Consider the following 24,672-nt stretch of genomic DNA (forward strand, 5'->3'; position numbering starts at 1 on the left):
TCGGCTGTTCCTCAGGCAGGGGTGGCGCTGGTGGCGATCAGTTGCGGCTGCGGCGCACGCTCTTTGGCGATGATCCGCTCCAGCACCTTGCGTGACTGCACGCCGCCGGCATCGATGTTCAGCTTCAGCAAGTTGCGCTCGGGGTGGGCCAGCAGGTTCTGCTGCTGGCGTTCGAGCATTTCCAGGTCTTCGCTGAAAATCTTGCCCTGGCCCTCCCGGATGTTGTCGGTCAGGGTCTGGTCGTGCGCAGCGAAGTTGCGCGCCATGCCCCAGAAGTACCAGATAGAGGTATCGCTTTCCGGGGTGATGAAGTCGACCACGATGCTCGACGCCTTGTGCTGTGCATCGGCGTGGTAGCCACCCTTGCCGGCATGCGCCACGCCCACTTCGATCAGTACATGGCTGGGTGGGGTGAAACGGCAGATCTGCCAGCGGTCCACCGGTACATCATCGGCCAGGCCGTTGCCACGCAAGGCCATGCGCCAGAAGGGCGGTGCCATGATGTTTTCCATGTGCCGGGCGGTGACCACTTCGTCGCCGGTGACGGTGGTGACCGGCGGTGCTTCGTCGATCTCCTTCTGGCCGATGCTGGACGCGTGCACATAGGTTTCATGGGTGAGGTCCATGAGGTTGTCGATCATCAGGCGGTAGTCGCAACCGATGTGGAACAGCCCGCCGCCGTAGGCCCACTCATCATTCACCGCCCATTCCAGATGCGGAATCAGCGCCGGGTCGGCCTGCGCCTGGTCACCGGGCCAGACCCAGATGAAGCCATAGCGCTCGACGGCCGCAAAGGTCTTGTTGCAGGGGAAGCCACGCACCCGTTGGCCCGGCATCGACACGGTCTTGCCGTCGCAACCCATCACCAGGCCGTGGTAGCCGCACACCAGGTTGCCGTCCTCGACATAGCCCAACGACAACGGTGCGCCGCGGTGCGGGCAGAAGTCCTCGACGGCGGCTACTTGGTTCTCGCGGGCGCGGTAGAACACGATTTTTTCCCCGCAGATCTGCCGGCCAAGGGGTTTGGTGGCGATCTCATCGGGGGTGCAGGCGACGTACCAGGTGTTTTTGGGGTACATGGGAGGCTCTCCGGGTTTTGTTTTTATTTAATGGATCCATTAAGGCTGCGGCCGGCGTGCTAGGTCAATGAATTTTGCTTAGGAAATGCGGATTCTGTGCGATTATCGGTTTTTAGTGGATCCATTGAGCTCTCTGCGATTCGAGGGGGCGGCTGCAGCGGCACGTCGTCTGAACAGGAAGGCACCGGCGAGATCGATCAATGTGGCCGGTGCGGGAGCAGGCCTGGCCGAACCTGCTATGCCTAAAGGGACACCCAACCCATCAAGGCCACTCGATGCTAGCCATCGAACAACTCTACAAATCATTCCCCACCCCCCAAGGCCCGCTCCCCATTTTGCAGGGGGTGGACATGCGCCTGGCGCGGGGCAGCAGCCTGGCGCTGATGGGCGAGTCGGGCAGCGGCAAGAGTACTTTGCTGCACCTGGTGGCTGGCCTGGACCGAGCGGACAGTGGCCGTATTCTGATCGACGACGTTCCGCTCGATGGCCGTTCGGAAGCGTCGCTGGCGCAGTGGCGACGGGAGGGGATCGGCCTGGTGTTTCAGCAGTACAACCTGATCAGCAGCCTGGACGTGGGCCTGAACCTTACCTTCCAGGCCCGTCTCGCCGGGCGGCATGACCCGCATTGGGCGGCTTACCTGGCGCAGCGCCTGGGCCTGGCGGACCTGCTCGGGCGTTACCCGGAACAACTGTCTGGCGGCCAGCAGCAGCGCGTCGCGATCGGCCGTGCGCTTGCCGGGCGCCCGGCCTGGCTGTTGGCTGACGAACCGACCGGCAGCCTCGATGAAGCCAGCAGTGACGAGGTGCTGAGTTTGTTGCTGCAGTTGGTCGCCGAAGCCGGCAGCGGGGTACTGATGGTGACCCACAGCCCGCGGCTGGCGGCGCGTTTGCAGCACCGTTGCTACCTGCAGGCCGGCCGTGTGCGGCCCGAGCAGGGCTGATGAAGCTTTTGTCGCTGGCCCTGTTGGCGCTGCTCAGCCACTGGCGGCGCCATCGTGTGCAGTGCTTCAGCATCTTCACTGGCCTGTGGCTGGCCACGGCGTTGTGGACCGGCGTGCAGGCGTTGAACAGCCAGGCACGCAGCGACTATGCCCGGGCCAGCGCGGTATTGACCGGGCCATTGCAGGCGCAACTGATCGCGCGCAATGGCGAGCGCTTCGATCAGGCGTTGTACGTGCAACTGCGCAGGTTGGGCTGGGCTGTTTCGCCGGTGCTGGAAGGGCGCTTGCGCTTGCCGGGCGAGCCCGCACGCAGTGTGCGACTGATCGGCATCGAGCCGTTGAGCCTGCCGCCTGCCAGCAGCGTTGCCGGGGTGCAGGTGCAGGCATTCGACCTGCAAGCGTTCGTCGGCTCGCCCGGGCAAGCCTGGGTTGGGCCAGACACCTTGCGTCAACTGAACACAAGCCCCGGGTCGCCGACCCGCGACAGTGAAGGGCAGTTGCTGCCGCCTATGGTTTTGCAGCCTGCGTTGGCACCCGGGGTCATCGTGGTGGACATCGGCCACGCGCAGACGTTGCTGAACGCACCGGGGCAGTTGTCTCGTCTGCTGCTGGCCGATACGCCCGGGCCGTTGCCTGCAGATATCGCCCGCTACCTTGAACTGCAGCCGCGGCAGGACGATGGTGGCTTGCAGCGCCTGACCGACAGTTTCCACCTCAACCTGACCGCGCTCGGCCTGCTGGCGTTCGTCGTCGGCTTGTTCATTGCCCACGCCGCAATCGGTCTGGCGCTGGAGCAGCGCCGTGGGCTGATCCGCAACCTGCGCGCGTGCGGCGTCAGCCTGAAGACCCTGCTGGGTGCCCTGGTGCTGGAGCTGGGCCTGTTCGCGGCACTGGGTGGGCTGGCCGGGGTGGCCAGTGGTTACGCATTGGCCGCGTGGCTGCTGCCCGACGTGGCCGCCAGCCTGCGTGGCCTGTATGGCGCCCAGGTCGCCGGCACGTTGAGCCTGCCGGCGGGCTGGTGGCTGCTGGGTGTGCTGGTGAGTGTCCTCGGGGCATTGCTGGCCGGCCTGCAGAGTGTAATGCGCGCTGCCCGGTTGCCTTTGCTGGCGCTGGCGCAACCCCAGGCCTGGCGACTGGCGCAGGGGCCATGGTTGCAACGGCAGGCTTTGCTAGCGGGCCTGCTGCTGTTGCTGGCCTTGGGCTGTGGTGTCTTCGGGGCTGGCTTGCTTAGCGCGTTCGGCATGCTGGCAGGGTTGCTGCTGGCGGCGGCACTGCTGTTGCCGGCGTTGCTCGATCGGGTACTGGCCTGGCTGGCGCGTCGTTGCCACCGGCCATTGGCGCAATGGTTCGTGGCTGACAGCCGCCAGCAGTTGCCAGCGCTGAGCCTGGCGTTGGTCGCCCTTTTGCTGGCCCTGGCTGCCAGTGTTGGCGTGGGCAGCATGACCGAGGGTTTTCGCAAGACGTTTGTCGGTTGGCTTGACCTGCGCCTCTCCGCCGACCTGTATGTCACCCCGCGGGACACGGCCCAAGGCTTGCAGATTGTCGAGTGGCTCACGCAGCAGCCCGGGGCCAGCATGGTCCTGCCCGGCTGGCGCGCAGACATGCAGCTGCAAGGTTGGCCGGTGCAAGTGCAGGGCATTGTCGATCACCCTGCCTATCGTACGCGCTGGCCATTGCTGGAACAGCATTCGCGTGCTTGGCAGCAACTGGCCAGCGGACAAGGCTTGATGCTCAGTGAGCAGTTGGCCAGGCGATTGAACCTGCAACTGGGAGACAGCCTGAAGCTGCCCGCAGACACGCCAGCCATGCCCGTGGTGGGGATCTATGCCGATTACGGCAACCCCAAGGGGCATGTGCTGGTCAATGCCGACTGGTTGCGCGCCCACTGGCCACAGGCAACCCTGGCCGGCTTGAGTGTCGACCTGAGCGCTGAAGGGGGGGCATCGCTCAAGGACGCGCTGCAACGGCACTTTGCCCTGGATGACAGCCGGGTGGTCGAGCAGGCGCGCCTGAAACGCTGGTCGACCGACGTCTTCAACCGCACCTTTGCCGCCACCGCAGCTCTCAACAGCCTTACCCTTGGCGTGGCCGGTGTGGCGTTGTTCATCAACCTGCTGACCCTGGGCCAGGCGCGGCTGGGCCAGTTGGCACCGCTGTGGGCGCTGGGGGTGCGGCGCATGCAACTGGTCTGGCTGAGCCTGGGGCAGACACTCATGCTCAGCAGCTTCACCGTGCTGCTGGCAATTCCGCTTGGGCTGTTGCTGGCCTGGTGCCTGGTCGCGGTGGTGAACGTGCAGGCCTTCGGCTGGCGGTTACCGCTCTATGTGTTCCCCATGCAACTGTTGCAGTTGACCGTGCTGGGCATGCTCACCAGCCTGTTGGCCTGCGCCTGGCCGCTGTGGCAGCTGGCGCGCCGCCAGCCGCGCGAACTGTTGAGGCCATTGGCCGATGAAGCTTAATGCGTGGCTGTTGCTGACCGGGTTGTTGTTGTGCGGCTGTGATCAGCCTGCACCACAAAGCTATGCCGGGCTCGGGCAGCAGGCTGGCGAGTTCAGCCAGGTAACCCGCGATCATCGTCTGGTCTTCCCGCATGACCACGGCCCCCACGACGGCTTTCGTATCGAGTGGTGGTATGTCACCGCCAACCTCAAGGACGCCCAGGGCCGTGACTGGGGCGCCCAGTGGACACTGTTCCGCTCGGCCTTGCGCACCGGCCCGGAGACCAGCGGCTGGAACAGCCCGAACCTGTGGATGGGGCATGCAGCACTGACCGGGCCGGGTGGCCATCAGGCTGCTGAAACCCTGGCGCGGGGGGGGATCGGCCAGGCCGGCGTGCAGGCCCAGCCGTTTCGCGCATGGATCAATGACTGGGTGTTGCAGGGCCAGGGCGGTATTGAACAGCTACAGATGGTCGCAAGTGGCGATGGTTTTCGCTATGACCTGCAATTGCACAGCGATCTTCCCTTGGTGCTGCATGGTGAACAGGGCTACAGCGAAAAATCAGGCAAGGGCCAGGCTTCGTACTATTACAGCCAGCCGTTCTATCAGGTCCAGGGGCAGGTCCAGCGTGGCAGCTTGTGCATCGCGGTTACCGGGCAGGCCTGGCTGGACCGGGAATGGAGCAGCCAGCCGTTGGCCCCCGGGCAGACCGGCTGGGACTGGTTTTCCCTGCACCTGGACAGTGGCGCCAAGCTGATGCTGTTCCAGGTGCGGGAGGCCCACGGGGAACCGTATCGCGCCGGAACCTGGGTAGGGCCACAAGGGGACGTGGTGGCACTGGACGCCGCACAGATCAAGCTGCAGGCGCTGGCCTGGTCTGCGCAGAAAAACGGCAAGCAGGTGCCGACGCGCTGGCGGGTGCAAGTGCCGGAGCATGGGGTGGATGTGCAGGTCGATGCCGTTGAGCCGCAGGCGTGGATGCAGACACGGTTCCCGTATTGGGAAGGGCCGGTACGCTTGAACGGGAGTGCGGGCGGGCGCGGGTATCTGGAGATGACCGGGTACTAGTGCAACAACGTTTGAGCAAGACAGTTGTTCCCATAAAGGTCGCGCCAGACCCTTCAATCCTTGATCATCCCTCGCAGCACTGCCCGCGCTTCTTTAGTACGCAAGCATTCGATGAACAACTGGCTTTCCCGCGCCACCGTGGCCTCCAGCTCTGCCCGCTGGCTGTCCTTGAGCAGCCGCTTGCTGATCCGCAGTGCCGCCTGCGGGTAGCCTTGCAGCTGCCGCGCCAGCGTGCGGGCAGCGTCCAGGCATTGTTCGCCGTTTTCATGCAGCTCATTGGCCAGCCCCCAGGCCAGCATCTGTTCGCCATCCAGCAACGCATTGGTCAGCAGCAAGCGTGCCGCCCGGGCCTGGCCAAGCACACGCGGCAGCAGCAGGCTGGAACCAAACTCCGGGCACACACCCAGCGGCGCGAAAGGCATGCGCAGCTTGGTCGAGCGGCTGACCAGCACCTGGTCGCAATGCAGCAACAGGGTGGCCCCGATGCCGATCGCCGCACCACTGACCGCTGCGATCAGCGGCTTGTCCAGGCCCATGATCACCCGCATCAGGCGGAACACCGGGCTGTCCAGGTCGCTGGGCGGGTTGTCGAGGAAGTCGCGAAGGTCGTTGCCAGCGCTGAAGCAGTGCGGCCCACCGGTGATGATGATGGCATCGACAGCGGGGTCTTCACCTGCCGCCAGCAACAGGTCACCCAGCAGCTGGTACATGGCAGTGTTCAGGGCATTGAGCTTGTCGGGGCGGTTGAAGGCCAGGGTCAACAGGCCTTGGTCCAGCTCGCGTGTGATCAGGTCGTTCATGGCAGCCGCTTTTGTTGTTGTGAGAGGGCCCTGCCGGGCAGTGGCGCTTAGGGTTTATCACGCAGTCCGGCTTGTTGTACAGTCGTTCAGTCCAACCCCTAACCAGAGACCCACCGATGACTCAGGAAGCCCGCTACCACCGCATGCTGCCGGAATTGCGCAAAGCCAACCTGGTCGAGGCGACCCTGGTGTGCCTCAAACGCCATGGTTTCCAGGGGGCTTCGATCCGCAAGATTTCGGCCGAGGCCGGGGTCTCGGTCGGGCTGATCAGCCACCATTACGCGGGCAAGGACGAACTGGTGGCAGAGGCTTACATGGCCGTCACCGGTCGGGTAATGGGCCTGTTGCGCGAGGCCATGGCCCAGGCCGCGCCCAATGCCCGCGAGCGGTTGTCGGCGTTTTTCCGTGCCTCGTTCTGCGCCGAGCTGCTCGACCCGCAATTGCTCGATGCCTGGCTGGCCTTCTGGGGGGCGGTGAAGACCGCCGACGCGATCAACCAGGTGCACGACCACTCCTACGGCGAGTACCGCAACGAACTTGGCCAGCTACTGGCCAGGCTGGCCGAGGAGGAGGGCTGGCAGGGCTTCGATGCCGACCTGGCGGCCATCAGCCTGAGCGCCTTGCTTGATGGCCTGTGGCTGGAGTCGGGCCTGAACCCCGGCACCTTCACCCCCGAGCAGGGCGTGATCATCTGCGAGGCCTGGGTCGACGGCCTGCAGGCCGGTGGCCGCAGGCGCTTCAGCCTGTCCGAGGGCTGTTGATCGCCTGTTCAGTAACGAGTACGCTGCTGTCGCGAGTGTGTAGAACAACACCAATAAAAAGAGACAACACGCAATGACGCCTCGGGTATTGATCGTCGATGACGATCCGCTTGTTCGTGACTTGCTGCAGGCCTACCTGTCCCGGGAAGGCTACGACGTACACTGCGCCGACACCGCCGAAAGGGCCGAAGCCCTGCTTGGCAGCCAGGACGTCGACCTCGTGCTGCTGGACATCCGCCTGCCCGGCAAGGACGGCCTCACCCTGACCCGCGAACTGCGGGTGCGCTCGGAGGTTGGCATCATCCTCATCACCGGGCGCAATGACGATATCGACCGCATCGTTGGCCTGGAATGCGGCGCAGATGACTACGTGATCAAACCGCTCAACCCCCGCGAGCTGGTGTCCCGGGCGAAAAACCTGATCCGCCGCGTGCGCCATGCCCGCGAGGCGCACCCCGCCCCGGCCTGCGCGCAATCGCTGAAGCAGTTCGCCGACTGGGCACTGGATACCGACCGCCGGCGCCTGATCGACGCCTGTGGCGGGCAAACCCTGCTGACTCATGGCGAGTTCCAGTTGCTCAGCGTGTTCCTGCGCAACAGCGGCCACACCCTCAGCCGCGACCAGTTGATGGACCAGATTCGCAACCGCGAGTGGGTGCCCAACGACCGCTCCATCGACGTGCTGGTCGGCCGCCTGCGGCGCAAGCTGCATGACGACCCGGCCGAACCGCAGTTGATCATCACCATTCACGGCACCGGCTACCTGTTCACCGCCAGCGTGGCAGCATGATTCCTCGCGCCTGGCAGTTGGCGCTGGCCTTGACGTTGCCCACCCTGCACGCCAGTGCCAGTGAGCCGGTGCGCTACTGCGACTACCCGGTGTACCCGCCCATTTCCTGGAGCGACGGCCATCAGGTGCGCGGCCTGGCCCCCACCGTGGTGCGCGAACTGTTCGCGCGCATGGGCTACGAGGTGCAAACCGTGGTGCTGGGCAACTGGAAGCGCTGCCTGATGGACGCCGCCGCCGGGCGGGTGGACGTGGTCCTGGCCTACAACAGCGACCAACGTGACCAGCGCATGCGTTTTTCCACGGAGCCGGTGGTGCGCGAGGAAGTGGCCGTGTTCTACAACCGCAAGCGACCGGTGCAGTTCCAGCAGCTGGAGGACCTGGCGGGTTACCGCGGCGGCCTGCTGTACGGTGAAAGCTATGGCGCCGAGTTCGACCGCTTCGTCGCCCGCCACCAGAACATCGAGCGGGTATCGTCCAGCCAGCAGAATTTCGGCAAGCTGATCCGCGGGCGCATCGACTATGTGATTCAGGAGCGGCGCACCGGGCTGCTGTTCATCGAACACCTGCCCGGGGCGCAGGATATTCGCGCATTGCCCACGGCACTGAGCGTGGACTACCTGCGGGTGGCGGTATCGCGACAGTCACCCTTGAGCCAGCACATGGCTGAAATCGACGCGCAGTTGCAGCGGATGAACCAGGCGGGCGAGATCGCGCGTTGGCTTGAGCAAAGTGAGGTCACTTACCGCGACATGATCAACCTGCCGGCGGATGCACGATGATCCGCCTGCGCACCGATGGCCTGCTGCGCCGCCTGCTGCTGTTCATCCTGCTGTTCAGCTTGTGCTTCACGGTGCTGGCCAGCGGCGTGCAGCTGTACTTCGAGTACCGTCGCGAAATGCGGGATATTGAGGCACGCATGGCGTTGATCCGCGCCGGCTACCTGGCCAGCCTGGAGCGCAGCCTGTGGGACCTCGACGAGGCGCAGCTGGATGTTCAGTTGCGCGGCCTGGTGGACTTTTCCGATGTGGCGCGGGTGCGTCTGGTCAGTGATGATTTCACATTGTTACGCGGTGATGCCGACCCCCAAGGGCCGCTGCGCATAGAGCGCTTCCCCCTCGACTATCAGCCGCCCTCAGGGCCGGTCAGGCACCTGGGCGAACTGGAAGTCAGCATCGACCTTGGCGCGGTACACCGGCGGCTTTACGCCACGGGCCTTGCCAGCCTGTTGTGGATGGGCGTGTTTCTGTGCGGCCTGGCAGTGGCGCTGTCAGGGCTGTTCTACCGCCTGGTCACCCGCCACCTGCAAGTGATGGCCGAGTTCGCCCGCCGCATTGGCGCCGGCCAGTGGCAGGAGCCGTTGCGCCTTGGCCGCCGCCGATCATCGCGCCCCGACGAAATCGACACTGTGGCCAATGCCCTGGACGATATGCGTCGCGCCATCCTCAGCGATATCGAGCGCCGTGAGCGTGACCGCCTGGAACTGCAGGACAAACGCGACGAATTGCAGGCCATGGTCGAGCGGCGTACGGCCAGCCTGGCTCGGGCCAAGGACGAGGCCGAGGCTGCCAACCTGGCCAAGTCGCGCTTTTTGGCGACCATGAGCCATGAATTGCGCACGCCGCTCAACGGTATTCTGGGCATGGCCGAACTGCTGCGCGGCGGGCGCCTGGAGGTCGCCGACCGCCAGCGTGTCGAGGCCTTGTACAAGGCTGGCGAAGGGCTGTTGGCGATTCTCAACGAAGTGCTGTATTTCGCCCGGCTCGAAGAAGGCGAGAGCCGCGCCGAACGGGTGGTGTTTTCCTTGCGTCAGTTGTGCCAGGAAGTGCTGGCGTTGCTCGAACCCATGGCCATGGAGAATGCCGACACCCTGCAACTGCAGGTTGATGAGCAACTGGCCGCGTACCAGTACGGCGCAGAGCAGTACCTGCGACAGGTGCTGAGCAATCTGCTGGCCAATGCCATCAAGTTCACTGAGCACGGCCAGGTACAGCTTACGGTGCAGGTGCTTGCCAGTAACGAATGCTCGCAGCGCTTGCGGCTGTCGGTCCGTGACAACGGTATCGGCATCGAACCCGCCGTTCAGGCGAAGATCTTCGACCGTTTCGTCCAGGCCAGCGAAGCTGTGACCCAGCGCTATGGCGGCACTGGCCTGGGCCTGGCGATCTGCAAGCACCTGGTGGAAAAACTGGGCGGTAGCATCGGCCTTGAGAGCGTTCAAGGGCAGGGCAGCTGCTTTTGGTTCGAGCTCGACATGGCTCGCGGGCAGCCTGTCTCAGCGGGGGCACCAGCTCCTTCGCCCTTGCCCAGCCTGGATATCCTGGTGGTCGAAGACGTTGCCCTGAACCGTGAGGTTGCTGGTGGCCTGCTGATGCGCGACGGTCATCGGGTAAGCTTTGCCGAAGACGCCGGCCAAGCCCTGCAGGCATGCGCGCAGCGGCGCTTCGACCTGGTTCTGCTGGACGTGCACTTGCCGGGCATGAGCGGGGTGGCGTTGTGCCGACAGCTGCGTACCTCGCCTGGGCCGAACCGCGACAGCCGGATCCTGGCGCTGACGGCCGGCGTGCAACCGGGCCAGGTCGCGGGTTATCTGGACGCTGGCATGCAGGGCGTACTGGCCAAACCGTTGCGGCTGGACAACCTGCGCAAGGCGTTGGCTGACGTAGCGCCCGGTGAAGTGGCCAGCGCTGGCGCAGACATGGACTGGTCATTGCTCGACACCCACCGTTCACTGCTGGGGGAGCAGAAGTTGCAAGGCCTGCTGAAGGTCCTGCGCCAGTCACTGCAGCAGCACGCCACGGCGCTGGCCGAGGCGCTACCAGCCCAGGACTTCACCGAAGTGCTGCACCTGGCCCACCGCCTGGCTGGCAGTTGCGATTCCCTGGGGTTTACCGGGCTGGCGACGGTGTTGCGTGGTCTGGAGGAGGCGGCCCGGCAGCATGACGTACAGGCCATGCAAGCCCTCGGCGAGCCGTTGGCTACCCAGCTAGGTCAGGCCAGTGCCACGCTGGAACAGTTGATCCAGAGCTGACGTACAAAAAACTTACGACTTTTTACATCTTCGATCCGTTCGTATAACGGCGCCTTACATCCGTTTCCAATAATCCATGGCAACCGTGTTGCACACGGTCCATGAGGCTTATTGGAGACAAGAATAATGACATGCCGTAGCGCTCAGCCCCTCATTCGAACCCTTCCACGCACCGGCCGCAATGGCGAGGTGTGCCATGACTGACAACGTTGAAAAAATCCAGCTCACCCGCGCCCTGAAAAGCCGGCACATCTTCATGCTGTCGCTGGGTGGGGTCATTGGAACCGGCCTGTTCATGGGCTCGGGCGTAACCATCAATCAGGGCGGGCCGGTGGGCGCGATCCTGGCTTACCTGGTCGCGGGCTTGCTGATGTACCTGGTGATGGTCTGCCTGGGCGAGCTGTCGGTGCAGATGCCGGTGTCCGGTTCGTTCCAGGCCCACGCCACCAAATACATTGGCCCGGCCACCGGGTTCATGATCGGCTGGGTGTACTGGATGAGCTGGGCCACCACCGTAGGCCTGGAGTTCACCGCTGCCGGCATGTTGATGACCCGCTGGTTCCCGGAGGTGCCGATCTGGTACTGGTCGGCGCTGTTCGTGGTGGTGCTGTTCGGGCTCAACGCCCTGGCCACGCGTGCCTTTGGCGAGGCCGAGTACTGGTTCTCGGGCATCAAGGTGGCAACCATCCTCGGCTTCATCGTCATTGGCCTGCTGGTGATCTTCGGTGCCATCCCCCTGAGCAGCGGGGCACCCGCACCGATGCTGAACAACCTGGTGGGCGAGTCGCTGTTCCCTCACGGCCTGTCGGCAGTGTTCGCGGTGATGATGACTGTGGTCTACGCCTTCCAGGGCTGCGAAATCATGGGGGTGGCGGCTGGCGAGACCGAGCACCCGGAAAAGAGCATCCCGCGGGCGGTGCGCAATGTGGTGTTCCGCGTGCTGATCTTCTATGTGCTGGCGATTGCCGTGCTGTCTGCCATTGTGCCGCACGAGCAGGCCGGGCTGATGGAAAGCCCGTTCGTGCAGGTGTTCGACATGGTCGGCATCCCTTACGCCGCCGACTTGATGAACTTCGTCATCCTCACGGCCATCCTCTCGGTGGGCAACTCCGGGTTGTATGCCTCCACGCGCATCCTCTGGGCCATGTCCAAGACTGGCATGGCACCGAAAAGCCTGTCGCCGCTGAGCAAGCGTGGCGTGCCGCTGCGGGCGCTGAGCATCACCCTGTGCTTTGCGCTGATTTCGCTGATGACCAGCTTCGTCGCGGCTGACACGCTGTTCATGGTGCTGATGGCGGTGAGCGGTATGTCCGGCACCGTGACCTGGATCGTCATCGCCCTGGCGCAGTACCGTTTCCGCAAGGCATGGCTGCGTGACGGCGGGCAACTGCAGGACCTGAAGTACAAGGCGCCGCTGTACCCACTGGTGCCGCTGCTGTGCATCACCCTGTGCAGCTCGCTGTTCGTATTCCTGGCGCTGGATGAAACCCAACGGCCGTCACTGTACTGGGGCTTTGGCTTCATTGCCCTGTGCTATGCGGCGTACTTCTTCGTCAACCGCCGTCGGCAGGGGGCCTTCGCACCCAGCGCACCAGGGGTTTGACGCCGCAGCTTGTCGTCGGCTGGTGTTGGTCGCTGCATTTTCAGCGCCTGTGAGGTCGAGCGCCGCCCGTGCGGTGCGCGATCTCACAGGCCATAAAGCCGTCATGACGAACGCCCTTGTGTAACGCCAGATACCGAGTTGTGCGAAGTTGTAACAGCCCATCCCGCCTTGCTGAACACTCGTTTAGTATCTCCCTCATCAAGTCCTCCAACACCATCACAACAACACCGAGGCCCCCCATGACTACCCCGTCGTCGTCACTGTTGAGCAAGGTCGAAGCCGGCGTTGCCTGGATCACCCTCAACCGCCCCGAGCAGCGCAACGCGCTGGACATTCCCACCCTCAAGCAACTGCACGCCTTGCTCGACAGCCATGCCGACGACCCCGCCGTACGCGTGGTGGTGCTGACCGGCAGCGGCCGCAGCTTCTGCGCTGGCGCCGACCTGGCCGAATGGGCAGCCGCCGAAGCGGCGGGCACCCTGGAAAGCTACGGCTGGACCGAAACTGCCCATGCCCTGATGCTGCGCCTGCACAGCCTCGACAAACCCACCATCGCCGCCATCAACGGCACCGCCGTGGGCGGTGGCATGGACCTCAGCCTGTGCTGCGACCTGCGCATCGCCGCCGCCTCGGCGCGCTTCAAGGCCGGCTACACCAGCATGGGCTACAGCCCCGATGCCGGCGCCAGCTGGCACCTGCCCCGGCTGATCGGCAGCGAGCAGGCCAAGCGCCTGCTGTTCCTCGACGAGCTGTGGGGCGCCGATCGAGCCCTGGCCGCCGGGTTGGTCAGCGAAGTCTGCGCCGACGAGCAGTTGCCTGCCGTTACCGCCGAACTGGCCGGGCGCCTGGCCAATGGCCCGACCTTCGCCTATGCGCAGACCAAGCGGCTGATACGCGACGGTGCCCGGCGCACGCTGGCTGAACAGCTGGAAGCCGAGCGCCACGCCGGCCTGCTGTGTGGCCGCAGCCAGGATGGCGCCGAGGCCCTGCAAGCCTCGGTGGAACGTCGCGCCCCCCGTTTTACCGGCCAGTAATCCGATACCCGACCCTCATCAGGACCTTCGCAGATGAATTTCCAACTGACCCAAGAACAAGAAATGTTGGTGGAAGCGGTACGCAGCTTTGTTGCCAAGGAGCTGCTGCCCCATGAGGAAGCGGTGGACCGCGCCGACGCCGTGTCACCCGAACTGGCCGCACAGATCCGTGGCAAGGCCATCGCTGCCGGGTTCTATGCCTTCAACATGCCCGAGGAAGTGGGAGGGGGCGGCCTGGACTACCTGTCCCAGGCGCTGATCGAACGTGAGCTGTCCAAGGTGTCCTGGGCGCTGCATGTCTTCGTTGCACGGCCGTCGAAAATCCTCATGGCCTGCAAGGACGAACAGATCAACGACTACCTGCTGCCGTGCGTGCAGGGCGAGAAGGTCGACTGCTTCGCCCTCACCGAACCGGGCGCCGGCTCTGATGCCAACGCCATCAAGACCCGCGCCGTGCGCCAGGGCGATGACTTTGTCATCAACGGCAGCAAGCACTTCATCAGCCACGCGGGCCACGCCGATTTCGCCATTGTCTTCGCTGTCACCGACACCTATGAGCACAACGGGCGCAAGCGCAATGCGGTCACCGCCTTGCTGGTCGACCGGGGTACGCCGGGCATGACCATCCGCCGTGGTCCCAAGTGCGTGAGCAACCGTGGTTATCACACCTACGAGCTGTTCTTCGACGACTGCCGGGTGCCGGCCAGCAAGGTGCTGGGCGAAGTGGGCAAGGGCTGGGAAGTGGCCAACGCCTGGCTTACCGCCGGCCGGGTGATGGTCGCCGCCAACTGCGTGGGCCAGGCCCAGCGCGCCCTCGACCTGTCGCTGCAATGGGCCGCCGACCGCAAGCAGTTCGGCCAGGCCATCGGCAGCTATCAGGGGGTGTCGTTCAAGCTGGCCGACATGGCCACGCAGATCCGCGCGGCCGAGATGCTCACCCTGCACACCGCCTGGAAGATGGACCAGGGCAACATGACCGACGGTGAGGCCGGCATGGCCAAGCTGTTTGCCAGCGAGGTGCTGGGCAAGGTCGCCGACGAAGCGGTGCAGATCTTCGGTGGCATGGGCCTGATGGATGAAGGGCCGGTTGAGCGCATCTGGCGCAACGCGCGTATCGAGCGCATCTGGGAGGGCACTTCGGAAATCCAGCGGCATATCATCGCCCGCGAACTGCTGCGCCCGCTGCTGCGCTGAGCGCCAGGAGAACATCCATGTCGCAATCGATTCGTGACAACCTCAAGCGCCTGCTGGCGCCCCGGCACCTGGCTTTTATCGGCGGGCGCAGCATGGCGCGGGCGCTCAAGCGATGCGCCGAAGGTGGCTTTGCCGGTGAGCTGTGGCTGGTCAACCCGCAGCATGAAAGCCTCGAAGGCATCCCTTGCGTGGCACGGGTGGCCGACTTGCCCTACGCCCCGGACGCAGTGTTCATCGCCACCAACCGCGAGCTGACCCTGCAGTGCGTTGCCGAGCTGGCTGCACGCGGGGCCGGTGGCGCCATCTGCTACGCCTCGGGCTTTGCCGAAAGCGGGGAGGAGGGCTACCAGTTGCAGCAACGCCTGCTCGACGTCGCCGGCAACATGGCCTTGCTCGGCCCCAACTGCTATGGCTTGCTCGACTACCTGCACGGTGCCGCCCTGTGGCCGGTGGCGCATGGTGGCCAGCAGGTGGAGAAGGGGGTGGCGATCCTCACGCAAAGTGGCAACTTCGCCTATAACCTGTCCATGAGCGACCGCTCCCTGCCGGTGGCCTACATGGCCTCGGTCGGCAACCAGGCGCAACTGGGTGTGGCCGAGCTGATGGATGTGCTGCTCGACGACCCACGGGTAACCGCCATCGGCCTGCACCTGGAAGGCCTGAAGAACGTGCCGGGCTTCGCCCGCGCCGCTTGCAAGGCGCTGCAGCAGGGCACGCCGATCATTGCATTGAAGACGGGCGTTTCGCAGATCGGCGCTGAACTGGCACTCAGCCACACCAGCTCGTTGTCCGGCTCCGATGCGTTGTACGACAGCCTGTTCCAGCGCCTGGGCGTGATCCGCGTCAGCGGCCCGGTGAGCTTTGTCGAAACGCTCAAGGCCGCAGCCTGCGGACGCTTGCCGGCAGATGGCGAGCTGATTGCGCTGGCCTGCTCAGGCGGCGATGCCGGGCTGATTGCCGACTATGCCGAACGCAACCAGTTGCAACTGCCGAAGCTCGCGCAAGGGCAGGTGGCGGCACTGGCCGAGGTGTTGCCGGGCTATGCCAACCTGGTCAACCCACTGGACTTCACCACTGCCATCTGGGGCGATGAAGCCGCCCTGCAACGCATGCTCGACAACACCCTGAGCGGCGCCGCAGGCGCGGCGATGCTGGTGCTGGACTACCCGGCGGCGTTCACCGGCGAGCGCAAGGAATGTGACCTGCTGCTGGGGCTGTACTGCGATGCCGTTGAACGCCACGGCAAGATCGGCTTCGTCACCTCGGCTTTCCCGGAACTGTTGCCTGCCAGTGCGCGTGAGCGCCTGCATGCGCGGGGCATCGCAGCCCTGCAGGGCGTGGAAGATGGCCTGGCGGCCTGGGGGCGCATCGTCGCTTACCAAAGGAACCGCCAGCGGTTGCTGGACCAGGGCGAGGCTGCGCGGGTACCGCTGTGCCCGCAGGCCCTCACGGGCGAAAGCCGACTGTTGGATGAATGGCAATCCAAGCAGGCCCTGCGCGCCTTCGGCCTGCCCGTGCCTGCGGGCGTGCTGAGTACGCCCGAACGCGCCGTGGCAGACGCCGCCCGCGTGGGTTACCCCTTGGTACTGAAGGCGGTCAGCGCGCAGCTGCCACACAAGACCGAAGCTGGCGCTGTGGCGTTGAACCTGCGTGATGCCCGCGCCCTGGAAGCTGCACTGGTGCAGATGCGCCAGTGCATCGCTGACTACGCCCCGCAGGTTGCGTTTGATCAGGTGCTGCTCGAGCCCATGGCCGAGCCGCCCTTGGCCGAGCTCATAGTGGGCATCAAGCGTGAAAACGACTTTGCCCTGGCCTTGGTGATCGGTGCCGGCGGCGTGCTGGTCGAACTGCTCAAGGACAGTGTCAGCCTGTTGTTGCCCACCACCGACAGCGCCATCCGCGCCGCACTGCTGAACCTGCGCAGTGCCAGCCTGCTGCAAGGCTTCCGTGGCCGCCCGGCTGCCGACCTCGACGCCTTGGTCTCTGCCATCCGCGCAGTCGCCGATTACGCCTGCGAAAACGCCGGGCAGTTGCTGGAGCTGGATGTGAACCCATTGATGGTCGGTGCCAACGGTACCACCGCAGTCGACGCGCTGATCCGCCTCGGCCAGCCGCAAGGAGAACGACATGAATGACCTTACCCTGACGGCCGGCCAGGCGCTGGTGCGGTTGTTAGCCAACTACGGCGTGGAGACCGTGTTCGGCATCCCCGGCGTGCACACCCTGGAGCTGTACCGTGGCCTGCCGGGCAGCGGCATTCGCCATGTATTGACCCGCCACGAGCAGGGCGCCGGCTTCATGGCCGACGGCTATGCGCGGGTCAGTGGCAAGCCGGGGGTGTGCTTCATCATTACCGGCCCAGGCGTGACCAACGTCGCCACCCCCATCGGCCAAGCCTATGCCGACTCGGTGCCGATGCTGGTGATTTCCAGCGTCAACCACACCGCCAGCCTGGGCAAGGGCTGGGGCTGCCTGCACGAAACCCAGGACCAGCGCGCCATGACTGCGCCCATCACGGCGTTTTCTGCGGTGGCCCTGCAGGGCGACGACTTGCCCGAGCTGATCGCGCGCGCCTGGGCAGTGTTCGACAGCGAACGACCGCGCCCGGTGCATATTTCGGTGCCCCTGGACGTGCTGGCGGCATCGGTCAGTCGGGACTGGAGCGGTGAGGTGGTACGCCGTCCCGGGCGTGGCCAGCCGTGCCGCGAAACCCTCGAGCAGGCTGCCCTGAAGCTTGCCGCCGCCCAGCGGCCGATGCTCATTGCCGGGGGTGGCGCGTTGCACGCGGCTGAGCAGTTGCAGCAACTCAGTACACGGCTGGCAGCGCCTCTGTTCACCAGCGTGGCCGGCAAGGGCTTGCTGCCACCAGACGCGCCACTCAATGCCGGCGCCAGCCTGTGCGTCGAACCCGGCTGGCAACTGATCAGCCAGGCTGATGTGGTGCTTGCCGTAGGCACCGAAATGGCCGACACCGACTTCTGGCGTGAGCGCCTGCCGATCCGCGGCGAGCTGCTGCGCGTCGACATCGACCCGCGCAAGTTCAACGATTTCTACCCCTGTGCCATTGCCCTGCAGGGCGATGCCCGGCAAACCTTGGACGGTTTGCTCGAACACCTGCCCGCACTTCAGCGTGACCCGGCCCAGGCCAGCGCGGCGGTGGCCACCCTGCGCCAGGCCATCCGCAATGGGCATGCCCCGTTGCAGGCCACGCACCAGGCCATTCTGGACCGTATCGCCGCCGTACTGCCTGACGATGCCTTCATCAGCAGCGACATGACCCAGCTGGCCTATACCGGCAACTACGCCTTCGCCAGCCGGGCGCCACGTAGCTGGCTGCACCCCACCGGTTACGGCACCCTCGGCTACGGCCTGCCGGCTGGCATCGGTGGCATGTTCGCCAGCGACCACCGCCCCGGCCTGGTACTGGTGGGTGATGGCGGCTTCCTGTACACCGCGCAGGAACTGGCCACTGCCGTTGAGGAGCTGCACCGGCCGCTGGTGGTGTTGCTTTGGAACAATGACGCCCTCGGCCAGATCCGCGACGATATGCTCGGCCTGGATATCGAGCCGGTCGGCGTGTTACCGCGCAACCCGGATTTCATCGGCCTGGCCCGCGCCTTCGGTTGCACAACGCACCAGCCACGCGACCTGGACGCGCTGCAGGCCGACCTGGCCAGCGGCTTCGCCACCGCCGGCGTGACGTTCATCGAACTCAAACACACCTGCGTCTGTTAAGGCGCGCACTACGACAAGAACACGAGTAATCACCATGCCCTTTCGCCGTACCCTTCTGGCTGCATCCCTGGCACTTCTGATCACCGGACAGGCCCCCCTGTATGCGGCACCCCCGTTGTCGATGGACAACGGCACCAACACCCTGACCGTGCAGAACAGCAACGCCTGGGTCGAGGTCAGTGCCAGCGCCCTGCAACACAATATCCGCACCCTGCAGGCCGAGCTGGCCGGCAAGTCCAGGCTGTGCGCCGTGCTCAAGGCCGATGCCTATGGCCATGGTATCGGTCTGGTGATGCCGTCGATCATCGCCCAAGGCGTGCCCTGCGTGGCGGTGGCCAGCAACGAGGAGGCCCGGGTGGTCCGCGCCAGTGGCTTCACCGGGCAATTGGTGCGGGTACGCCTGGCCAGCCTCAGCGAGCTGGAAGATGGCTTGCAGTACGACATGGAAGAGCTGGTGGGCAGCGCGGAATTTGCCCGCCAGGCCGATGCCATCGCCGCGCGCCATGGCAAGACCCTGCGCATCCATCTGGCGCTCAACTCCAGCGGCATGAGCCGCAACGGGGTGGAGATGGCCACCTGGTCCGGCCGTGGCGAAGCGCTGCAGATCACCGACCAGAAGCACCTCAAGCTGGTCGCGCTGATGACCCACTTCGCCGTGGAAGACAAGGACGATGTACGCAAGGGCCTGGCGGCCTTCAACGAGCAGACCGACTGGTTGATCAAGCACGCGAAGCTCGACCGCAGCAAGCTCACCCTGCACGCCGCCAACTCGTTCGCTACGCTGGAGGTGCCGGAAGCGCGCCTGGACATGGTACGAACAGGGGGCGCGCTGTTCGGTGACACCGTGCCGGCGCGCACCGAGTACAAACGTGCGATGCAGTTCAAATCGCACGTGGCGGCGGTGCACAGCTACCCGGCCGGCAACACCGTGGGCTATGACCGCACCTTCACCCTGGCCCGTGATTCGCGGCTGGCCAACATTACGGTCGGGTACTCCGATGGCTACCGCCGGGTATTCACCAACAAGGGCCATGTGCTGATCAACGGCCACCGTGTGCCGGTCGTGGGCAAGGTGTCGATGAACACGCTGATGGTCGATGTCACCGACTTCCCTGATGTGAAGGGGGGGAACGAAGTGGTGCTGTTCGGCAAGCAGGCCGGGGGCGAAATCACCCAGGCCGAGATGGAAGAAATCAACGGCGCGTTGCTCGCCGATCTGTACACCGTATGGGGCAATTCCAACCCGAAGATCCTCGTCGACTGAAATTGCCATTGAAAGGAGATTGCCATGCGCTACGCCAAGCTCACCCAACGCATCGCCGGCGACGGCGCTGCGGCCTGGGACATCCACTACCGCGCCCTGGCGCTGCAGGCCGAGGGCAAGGACATCCTGCTGCTGTCGGTGGGTGACCCGGACTTCGACACTCCCGCGCCTATTGTCGAGGCGGCCATCGACAGCCTGCGCGCTGGCCATACCCATTACGCCGATGTACGCGGCAAGCTGGCGCTGCGCCAGGCCATCGCCAACCGTCACCGGCAACGCAGCGGCCAGGCGGTGAGCGCTGACCAGGTGACGGTGCTGGCGGGGGCCCAGTGCGCGTTGTACTGCGTGGCCCAGTGCATACTCGACCCAGGCGATGAGGTGATCGTTGCCGAACCGATGTATGTCACCTACGAGGCCGTGTTTGGCGCCTGCGGCGCCAAGGTGGTGCCGGTGCCGGTCAAGCCCGAGAATGGCTTTCGCGTTTGCCCGCGTGACGTCGCCGAGCGCATTACCCCGCGCACCCGCGCGCTGGCGCTGAACAGCCCGCACAACCCTTCAGGGGCGAGCCTGCCGCGCGCCACCTGGGAGGCGCTGGCCGAACTGTGCGTTGCCCATGATCTGTGGCTGATCTCTGACGAGGTCTACAGCGAGCTGCTGTATGAAGGCGAGCATGTCAGCCCCGGCAGCCTGCCGGGCATGGCCGAGCGCACTGCAACGTTGAACAGCCTGTCCAAGTCGCATGCCATGACCGGCTGGCGCATTGGGTGGGTGGTCGGCTCGACAGCACTGGCCACGCATCTGGAAAACCTCGCCCTGTGCATGCTCTACGGCTTGCCGGACTTCGTCCAGGATGCCGCCGTGGTGGCGCTGGAGCAGCCGTTGCCCGAGCTGGACGCCATGCGCGAAGCCTACCGCGAGCGGCGCGATCTGGTGTGCGAGCAGCTGGCCGGCTGCCCGGGCCTCAAGGCATTGAAGCCCGATGGTGGCATGTTCGTGATGGTCGACATCCGTGAAACCGGCCTTAGCGCACAGGCTTTCGCCGACTACCTGTTGGACAGCCAAGGCGTGTCGGTGCTCGCCGGCGAGGCATTCGGCCCGAGCGCTGCCGGGCATATCCGCCTGGGCCTGGTGCTGGGCAATGAGGCGCTGGCCGATGCCTGCCAGCGCATCGCCCGCTGCGCCGGCGAACTGATGCGCGGGCAGACGGATGCGTGAGCACACCGTCCAGCGTACGCGCCGCCCGGGCCAGGAGGAAGGCGCGCGCTGCTGAACCACTGCGGCAAGATAACCTGTTTTGTGTGAGGAGAATGCTTGTGAATGTACTGATCGTCCACGCTCACCCCGAGCCGCAATCGTTCACGGCTGCCCTGCGTGACCAGGCTGTGGATACCTTTCGCGCCCAAGGCCATCAGGTGCAGGTCAGCGACTTGTACGCCATGGGCTGGAACCCGGTGGCCAGTGCCGATGACTTTACCCAGCGCGAGAACCCCGAGTACCTCGTGTATGCGCTGGAGCAGCGTCAGGGCGTCAAGCGCGGTGCCATTGCCGCAGACATCCAGCAGGAGCTGGACAAGTTGTTGTGGGCCGATTTGCTGGTGTTGAACTTCCCGATTTTCTGGTTCTCGGCCCCGGCCATGCTCAAGGGCTGGATCGACCGGGTGCTGGTGTCGGGGGTGTGCTATGGCGGCAAGCGCTTCTACGACCAGGGCGGGTTGGCCGGCAAGAGGGCGCTGGTGACCGTGACCCTGGGCGGGCGCGAGCACATGTTTGGCGACGGCGCGATTCACGGGCCGCTGGAGGACATGCTGCGGCCGATCCTGCGGGGCACGCTGGCCTATGTCGGGTTCGAGGTGCTGCCGCCGTTCGTGGCGTGGCATGTGCCGTACATCAGTGCTGATGCGCGGCAGGACTTTCTGCAGCAATACCGGCAGCGTCTGGAGCAGCTCTCGGACGACCAGCCACTGGTGTTCCCGCGCCTGGCGCAGTTCGATGAAGCGTTGTACCCGCTGACGTGACCTTTCTCCTGTACTAAACACTGGGGCCGCGTTGCGGCCCTTTCGCGACACAAGGCCGCTCCCACAGGATTGCCGCCAGCTTCGAAGGCTGCGCCGTCCTCCCACAGGATTACCACCAGCTTCGAAGGCTGCGCCGTCCTTGTGGGAGCGGCCTTGTGTCGCGAAAGGGCTGCAAAGCAGCCCCAACATTTTGTCGGCATACGATGTTCTGCAAACCTTCCAGCGCCACCTGCCAAAAAACGACCACCCACACATTCGGGGTATGTCACCCCTGGGCGAATCCACCGATAGTGAACCCATCGGCTCGATCCGGAGCACTCACACGATGGAGTTGCCATGCGCAAGGTACTGAAGGTGATTGGCGGTCTGCTGCTGGCGTCTGGCGCCAGCCTGGCCCAGGCGGTAGAGGTGGACAGCGGTAACACGTTACGGTTGTACAACTGGACCGACTACATCGGTGAAACCACCCTGGCCGACTTCGAGAAGGCCACCGGCATCAAGGTCATCTACGACACCTTCGATGGCTACGAAACCGTGCAGACCAAGCTGCTCACCGGCCGTTCCGGCTACGACCTGGTCATGCTCAACGCCTCGCTGGTCCCCCCGCTGATCAGCGCCGGTGTGTTCCAGGCACTGGACAAGCAGCAACTGCCCAGTTGGCACAACCTCGACCAGCAGGTGGTGAACGACCTGCAGGGCTACGACCCTGGCCTGAAGTATTCGGCGCCCTACACCTGGGGCAGCTCGGGGGTCACCTACAACGTCGACAAGATCACCGCACGCATGCCCGACGCGCCGATCGGTTCGCTGGCCATGCTGTTCGACCCCAAGATCGTCTCGCGCTTCGCCGACTGCGGTGTCACCCTGATGGACGCGCCCACCGAGGTCATCCCGCTGGCCTTGCAGTACCTGGGCAAGGACCCGCGCAGCGCGTCGCCGGCCGACCTCAAGGCGGCCGAACAATTGTTGCTGGGCATCCGCCCTTACATACGCAAGTTCGATTCGGTGAATTACCTCACCAGCCTGCCCAACGGCGATGTCTGCCTGGCGCTGACCTGGTCCGGTGACTATGCCACCGCCCAGGCCCGCGCAGTGGAAGCGAAGAAGGACATCAAACTGTCGTTCTTCATCCCCAGGGAAGGTTCGCTGATCTGGTTCGACAACCTGTACATCCCCAAGGATGCGCCGCACGCGGCCAACGCCCACCGCTTCATCGAGTTTCTGCTGCAGCCGCAGACCATGGCCAAGGTCACCGACTACATCCATTACGCCAACAGCAACGCTGCCGCTACCGCGCTGGTGCGTGATGACATTCGCCAGGACCCGGCCATCTACCCCGACGCACCCACCCGCGAACGCCTGTTCGCGCAGAAAACCCAGAGCCCGAAGGACATGCGCGCCATCACCCGGGTCTGGAGCACGGTCAAGACCGGTTTCTGAACACTGCCCAAAAATTCTCGCCAAGGAGCTGCCCATGGCCACCCCAAGCAAAGCATTCGCCATTGCCCACGACCCACTGGTGGAAGCCGACAAGGCCCACTACATGCACGGCTACCATGTGTTCGACGAGCACCGCGAGCAAGGTGCGTTGAACATCGTCGCCGGTGAAGGCGCCTACATTCGCGACACCCACGGCAACCGTTTCCTTGATGCCGTCGGCGGCATGTGGTGCACCAACATCGGCCTGGGCCGCGAGGAAATGGCCCTGGCCATCGCAGACCAGGTGCGCCAGCTGGCGTATTCCAACCCGTTCTCCGACATGGCCAACGACGTGGCCATCGAACTGTGCCAGAAGCTTGCGCAGCTGGCGCCGGGCGACTTGAACCATGTGTTCCTCACCACCGGCGGCTCGACCGCTGTCGACACCGCCTACCGGCTGATCCAGTACTACCAGAACTGCCGAGGCAAGCCGCACAAGAAGCACATCATCGCCCGTTACAACGCTTACCATGGCTCCACCACCCTGACCATGTCGATTGGCAACAAGGCCGCCGACCGGGTGCCGGAGTTCGATTACCACCACGACCTGATCCACCACGTCTCCAACCCCAACCCGTACCGCGCGCCAGACGACATGGACGAGGCGGAGTTCCTCGACTTCCTGGTGGCCGAGTTCGAGGACAAGATCCTCTCGCTGGGTGCCGACAACGTGGCTGCATTCTTCGCCGAGCCGATCATGGGCTCGGGCGGGGTGATCATTCCGCCCGAGGGGTACTTCCAGCGCATGTGGCAGCTGTGCCAGACCTACGACATCCTGTTCGTCGCCGACGAAGTGGTGACCTCGTTCGGGCGCCTGGGCACCTTCTTCGCCAGCGAGGAACTGTTTGGCGTCATCCCTGACATCATCACCACCGCCAAAGGCCTGACCTCGGCGTACCTGCCGCTGGGTGCGTGTATTTTTTCCGAGCGCATCTGGCAAGTGATTGCCGAGCCGGGCAAGGGCCGTTGCTTCACCCACGGTTTTACCTACAGCGGCCACCCGGTGTGCTGCACGGCGGCGCTGAAGAACATCGAGATCATCGAGCGCGAGCAACTGCTCGATCATGTCAAGGACGTGGGGGGTTACCTTGAGCAACGCTTGCAGAGCCTGCGCGACCTGCCGCTGGTGGGGGATGTGCGCTGCATGAAGCTGATGGCCTGTGTCGAGTTCGTCGCCAACAAGGCCAGCAAGGCGCTGTTCGCCGATGAGGTGAACATCGGCGAGCGCATCCACAGCAAGGCGCAGGAAAAAGGGTTGCTGGTGCGCCCGATCATGCACCTGAACGTGATGTCGCCACCGTTGATCATCACCCATGCGCAGGTGGACGAGATCGTCGAGACCCTGCGCCAGTGCATCCTCGAAACCGCGCGTGAACTCACGGCGCTTGGCCTGTACCAAGGCCGATGAACCTGGCGCAAAGGGCTGTGCGCGGGCGTGCCTG

At 64.8% G+C, this 24,672-nt stretch carries 19 protein-coding genes; 17 read left to right on the forward strand and 2 right to left on the reverse strand.

The annotated features are described in order from the left end of the window. Positions 1-11: 11 nt before the first annotated feature. Complete coding sequence (locus PRJ_RS11320) at positions 12-1,079, reverse strand: aromatic ring-hydroxylating dioxygenase subunit alpha (RefSeq protein WP_021782072.1); 1,068 nt, start codon at positions 1,077-1,079, stop codon at positions 12-14. Between the two features lie 275 nt (positions 1,080-1,354). Here PRJ_RS11320 and PRJ_RS11325 point away from each other — a divergent pair, with 275 nt between their 5' ends. The 3 genes from PRJ_RS11325 to PRJ_RS11335 are packed head-to-tail and all read left to right on the forward strand — an operon-like array spanning position 1,355 to position 5,527. Beyond that, complete coding sequence (locus tag PRJ_RS11325; protein ID WP_010954570.1) at positions 1,355-2,020, forward strand: ABC transporter ATP-binding protein; 666 nt, start codon at positions 1,355-1,357, stop codon at positions 2,018-2,020. Continuing rightward, the gene (locus PRJ_RS11330) at positions 2,020-4,479 is read left to right on the forward strand and encodes an ABC transporter permease (RefSeq protein ID WP_104961420.1); all 2,460 of its coding nucleotides are present in this window, start codon (positions 2,020-2,022) and stop codon (positions 4,477-4,479) included. The genes PRJ_RS11325 and PRJ_RS11330 overlap by 1 nt, the downstream gene beginning before the upstream one ends. Next, on the forward strand, positions 4,469-5,527 hold the full coding sequence (locus tag PRJ_RS11335; RefSeq protein WP_104961421.1) for a lipocalin-like domain-containing protein: 1,059 nt from the start codon (positions 4,469-4,471) through the stop codon (positions 5,525-5,527). The genes PRJ_RS11330 and PRJ_RS11335 overlap by 11 nt, the downstream gene beginning before the upstream one ends. A gap of 53 nt (positions 5,528-5,580) precedes the next feature. On the opposite strand, the gene PRJ_RS11340 is transcribed toward PRJ_RS11335, so the two are convergent. After that, complete coding sequence (locus PRJ_RS11340) at positions 5,581-6,327, reverse strand: enoyl-CoA hydratase-related protein (protein WP_104961422.1); 747 nt, start codon at positions 6,325-6,327, stop codon at positions 5,581-5,583. A gap of 116 nt (positions 6,328-6,443) precedes the next feature. Here PRJ_RS11340 and PRJ_RS11345 point away from each other — a divergent pair, with 116 nt between their 5' ends. The 14 genes from PRJ_RS11345 to PRJ_RS11410 all read left to right on the forward strand — a co-directional run bounded on the left by PRJ_RS11345 (position 6,444) and on the right by PRJ_RS11410 (position 24,638). Further along, entirely contained in the window at positions 6,444-7,088 is a 645-nt protein-coding gene (locus tag PRJ_RS11345; protein ID WP_010954566.1) for a TetR family transcriptional regulator C-terminal domain-containing protein, read from the forward strand. A 73-nt stretch (positions 7,089-7,161) separates the two neighbouring features. Beyond that, complete coding sequence (locus PRJ_RS11350) at positions 7,162-7,878, forward strand: response regulator (RefSeq protein ID WP_010954565.1); 717 nt, start codon at positions 7,162-7,164, stop codon at positions 7,876-7,878. Continuing rightward, complete coding sequence (locus PRJ_RS11355; RefSeq protein WP_070095782.1) at positions 7,875-8,657, forward strand: ABC transporter substrate-binding protein; 783 nt, start codon at positions 7,875-7,877, stop codon at positions 8,655-8,657. Before PRJ_RS11350 ends, PRJ_RS11355 begins: the two co-directional genes overlap by 4 nt. After that, complete coding sequence (locus tag PRJ_RS11360) at positions 8,654-10,906, forward strand: ATP-binding protein (RefSeq protein WP_104961423.1); 2,253 nt, start codon at positions 8,654-8,656, stop codon at positions 10,904-10,906. The genes PRJ_RS11355 and PRJ_RS11360 overlap by 4 nt, the downstream gene beginning before the upstream one ends. A 196-nt stretch (positions 10,907-11,102) precedes the next feature. Further along, positions 11,103-12,509: an amino acid permease gene (locus tag PRJ_RS11365; RefSeq protein ID WP_003256132.1), complete on the forward strand. Its 1,407-nt coding sequence runs from the start codon at positions 11,103-11,105 to the stop codon at positions 12,507-12,509. Between the two features lie 239 nt (positions 12,510-12,748). After that, entirely contained in the window at positions 12,749-13,543 is a 795-nt protein-coding gene (locus tag PRJ_RS11370; RefSeq protein ID WP_104961424.1) for an enoyl-CoA hydratase/isomerase family protein, read from the forward strand. A gap of 33 nt (positions 13,544-13,576) precedes the next feature. After that, positions 13,577-14,737, forward strand: a complete 1,161-nt coding sequence (locus PRJ_RS11375; RefSeq protein WP_010954560.1) for an acyl-CoA dehydrogenase family protein — start codon at positions 13,577-13,579, stop codon at positions 14,735-14,737. 17 nt (positions 14,738-14,754) lie between these two features. Further along, positions 14,755-16,872, forward strand: coding sequence for an acetate--CoA ligase family protein (locus PRJ_RS11380; protein WP_104961425.1), 2,118 nt, complete (start codon positions 14,755-14,757; stop codon positions 16,870-16,872). Continuing rightward, on the forward strand, positions 16,865-18,472 hold the full coding sequence (locus tag PRJ_RS11385; protein ID WP_104961426.1) for a 5-guanidino-2-oxopentanoate decarboxylase: 1,608 nt from the start codon (positions 16,865-16,867) through the stop codon (positions 18,470-18,472). Before PRJ_RS11380 ends, PRJ_RS11385 begins: the two co-directional genes overlap by 8 nt. Positions 18,473-18,506: 34 nt before the next feature. Next, entirely contained in the window at positions 18,507-19,736 is a 1,230-nt protein-coding gene (alr, locus tag PRJ_RS11390; protein WP_104961427.1) for an alanine racemase, read from the forward strand. Positions 19,737-19,760: 24 nt separating this feature from the next. Beyond that, complete coding sequence (locus tag PRJ_RS11395) at positions 19,761-20,951, forward strand: pyridoxal phosphate-dependent aminotransferase (protein ID WP_104961428.1); 1,191 nt, start codon at positions 19,761-19,763, stop codon at positions 20,949-20,951. A gap of 98 nt (positions 20,952-21,049) precedes the next feature. Beyond that, positions 21,050-21,751: an NAD(P)H-dependent oxidoreductase gene (locus tag PRJ_RS11400; RefSeq protein ID WP_104961429.1), complete on the forward strand. Its 702-nt coding sequence runs from the start codon at positions 21,050-21,052 to the stop codon at positions 21,749-21,751. Between the two features lie 336 nt (positions 21,752-22,087). Next, positions 22,088-23,191, forward strand: coding sequence for a polyamine ABC transporter substrate-binding protein (locus tag PRJ_RS11405; protein WP_104961430.1), 1,104 nt, complete (start codon positions 22,088-22,090; stop codon positions 23,189-23,191). 34 nt (positions 23,192-23,225) lie between these two features. After that, the gene (locus tag PRJ_RS11410; protein ID WP_104961431.1) at positions 23,226-24,638 is read left to right on the forward strand and encodes an aminotransferase; all 1,413 of its coding nucleotides are present in this window, start codon (positions 23,226-23,228) and stop codon (positions 24,636-24,638) included. Positions 24,639-24,672: the final 34 nt, after the last annotated feature.

The organism is Pseudomonas sp. XWY-1 (assembly GCF_002953115.1).
GTDB lineage: Bacteria > Pseudomonadota > Gammaproteobacteria > Pseudomonadales > Pseudomonadaceae > Aquipseudomonas > Aquipseudomonas alloputida.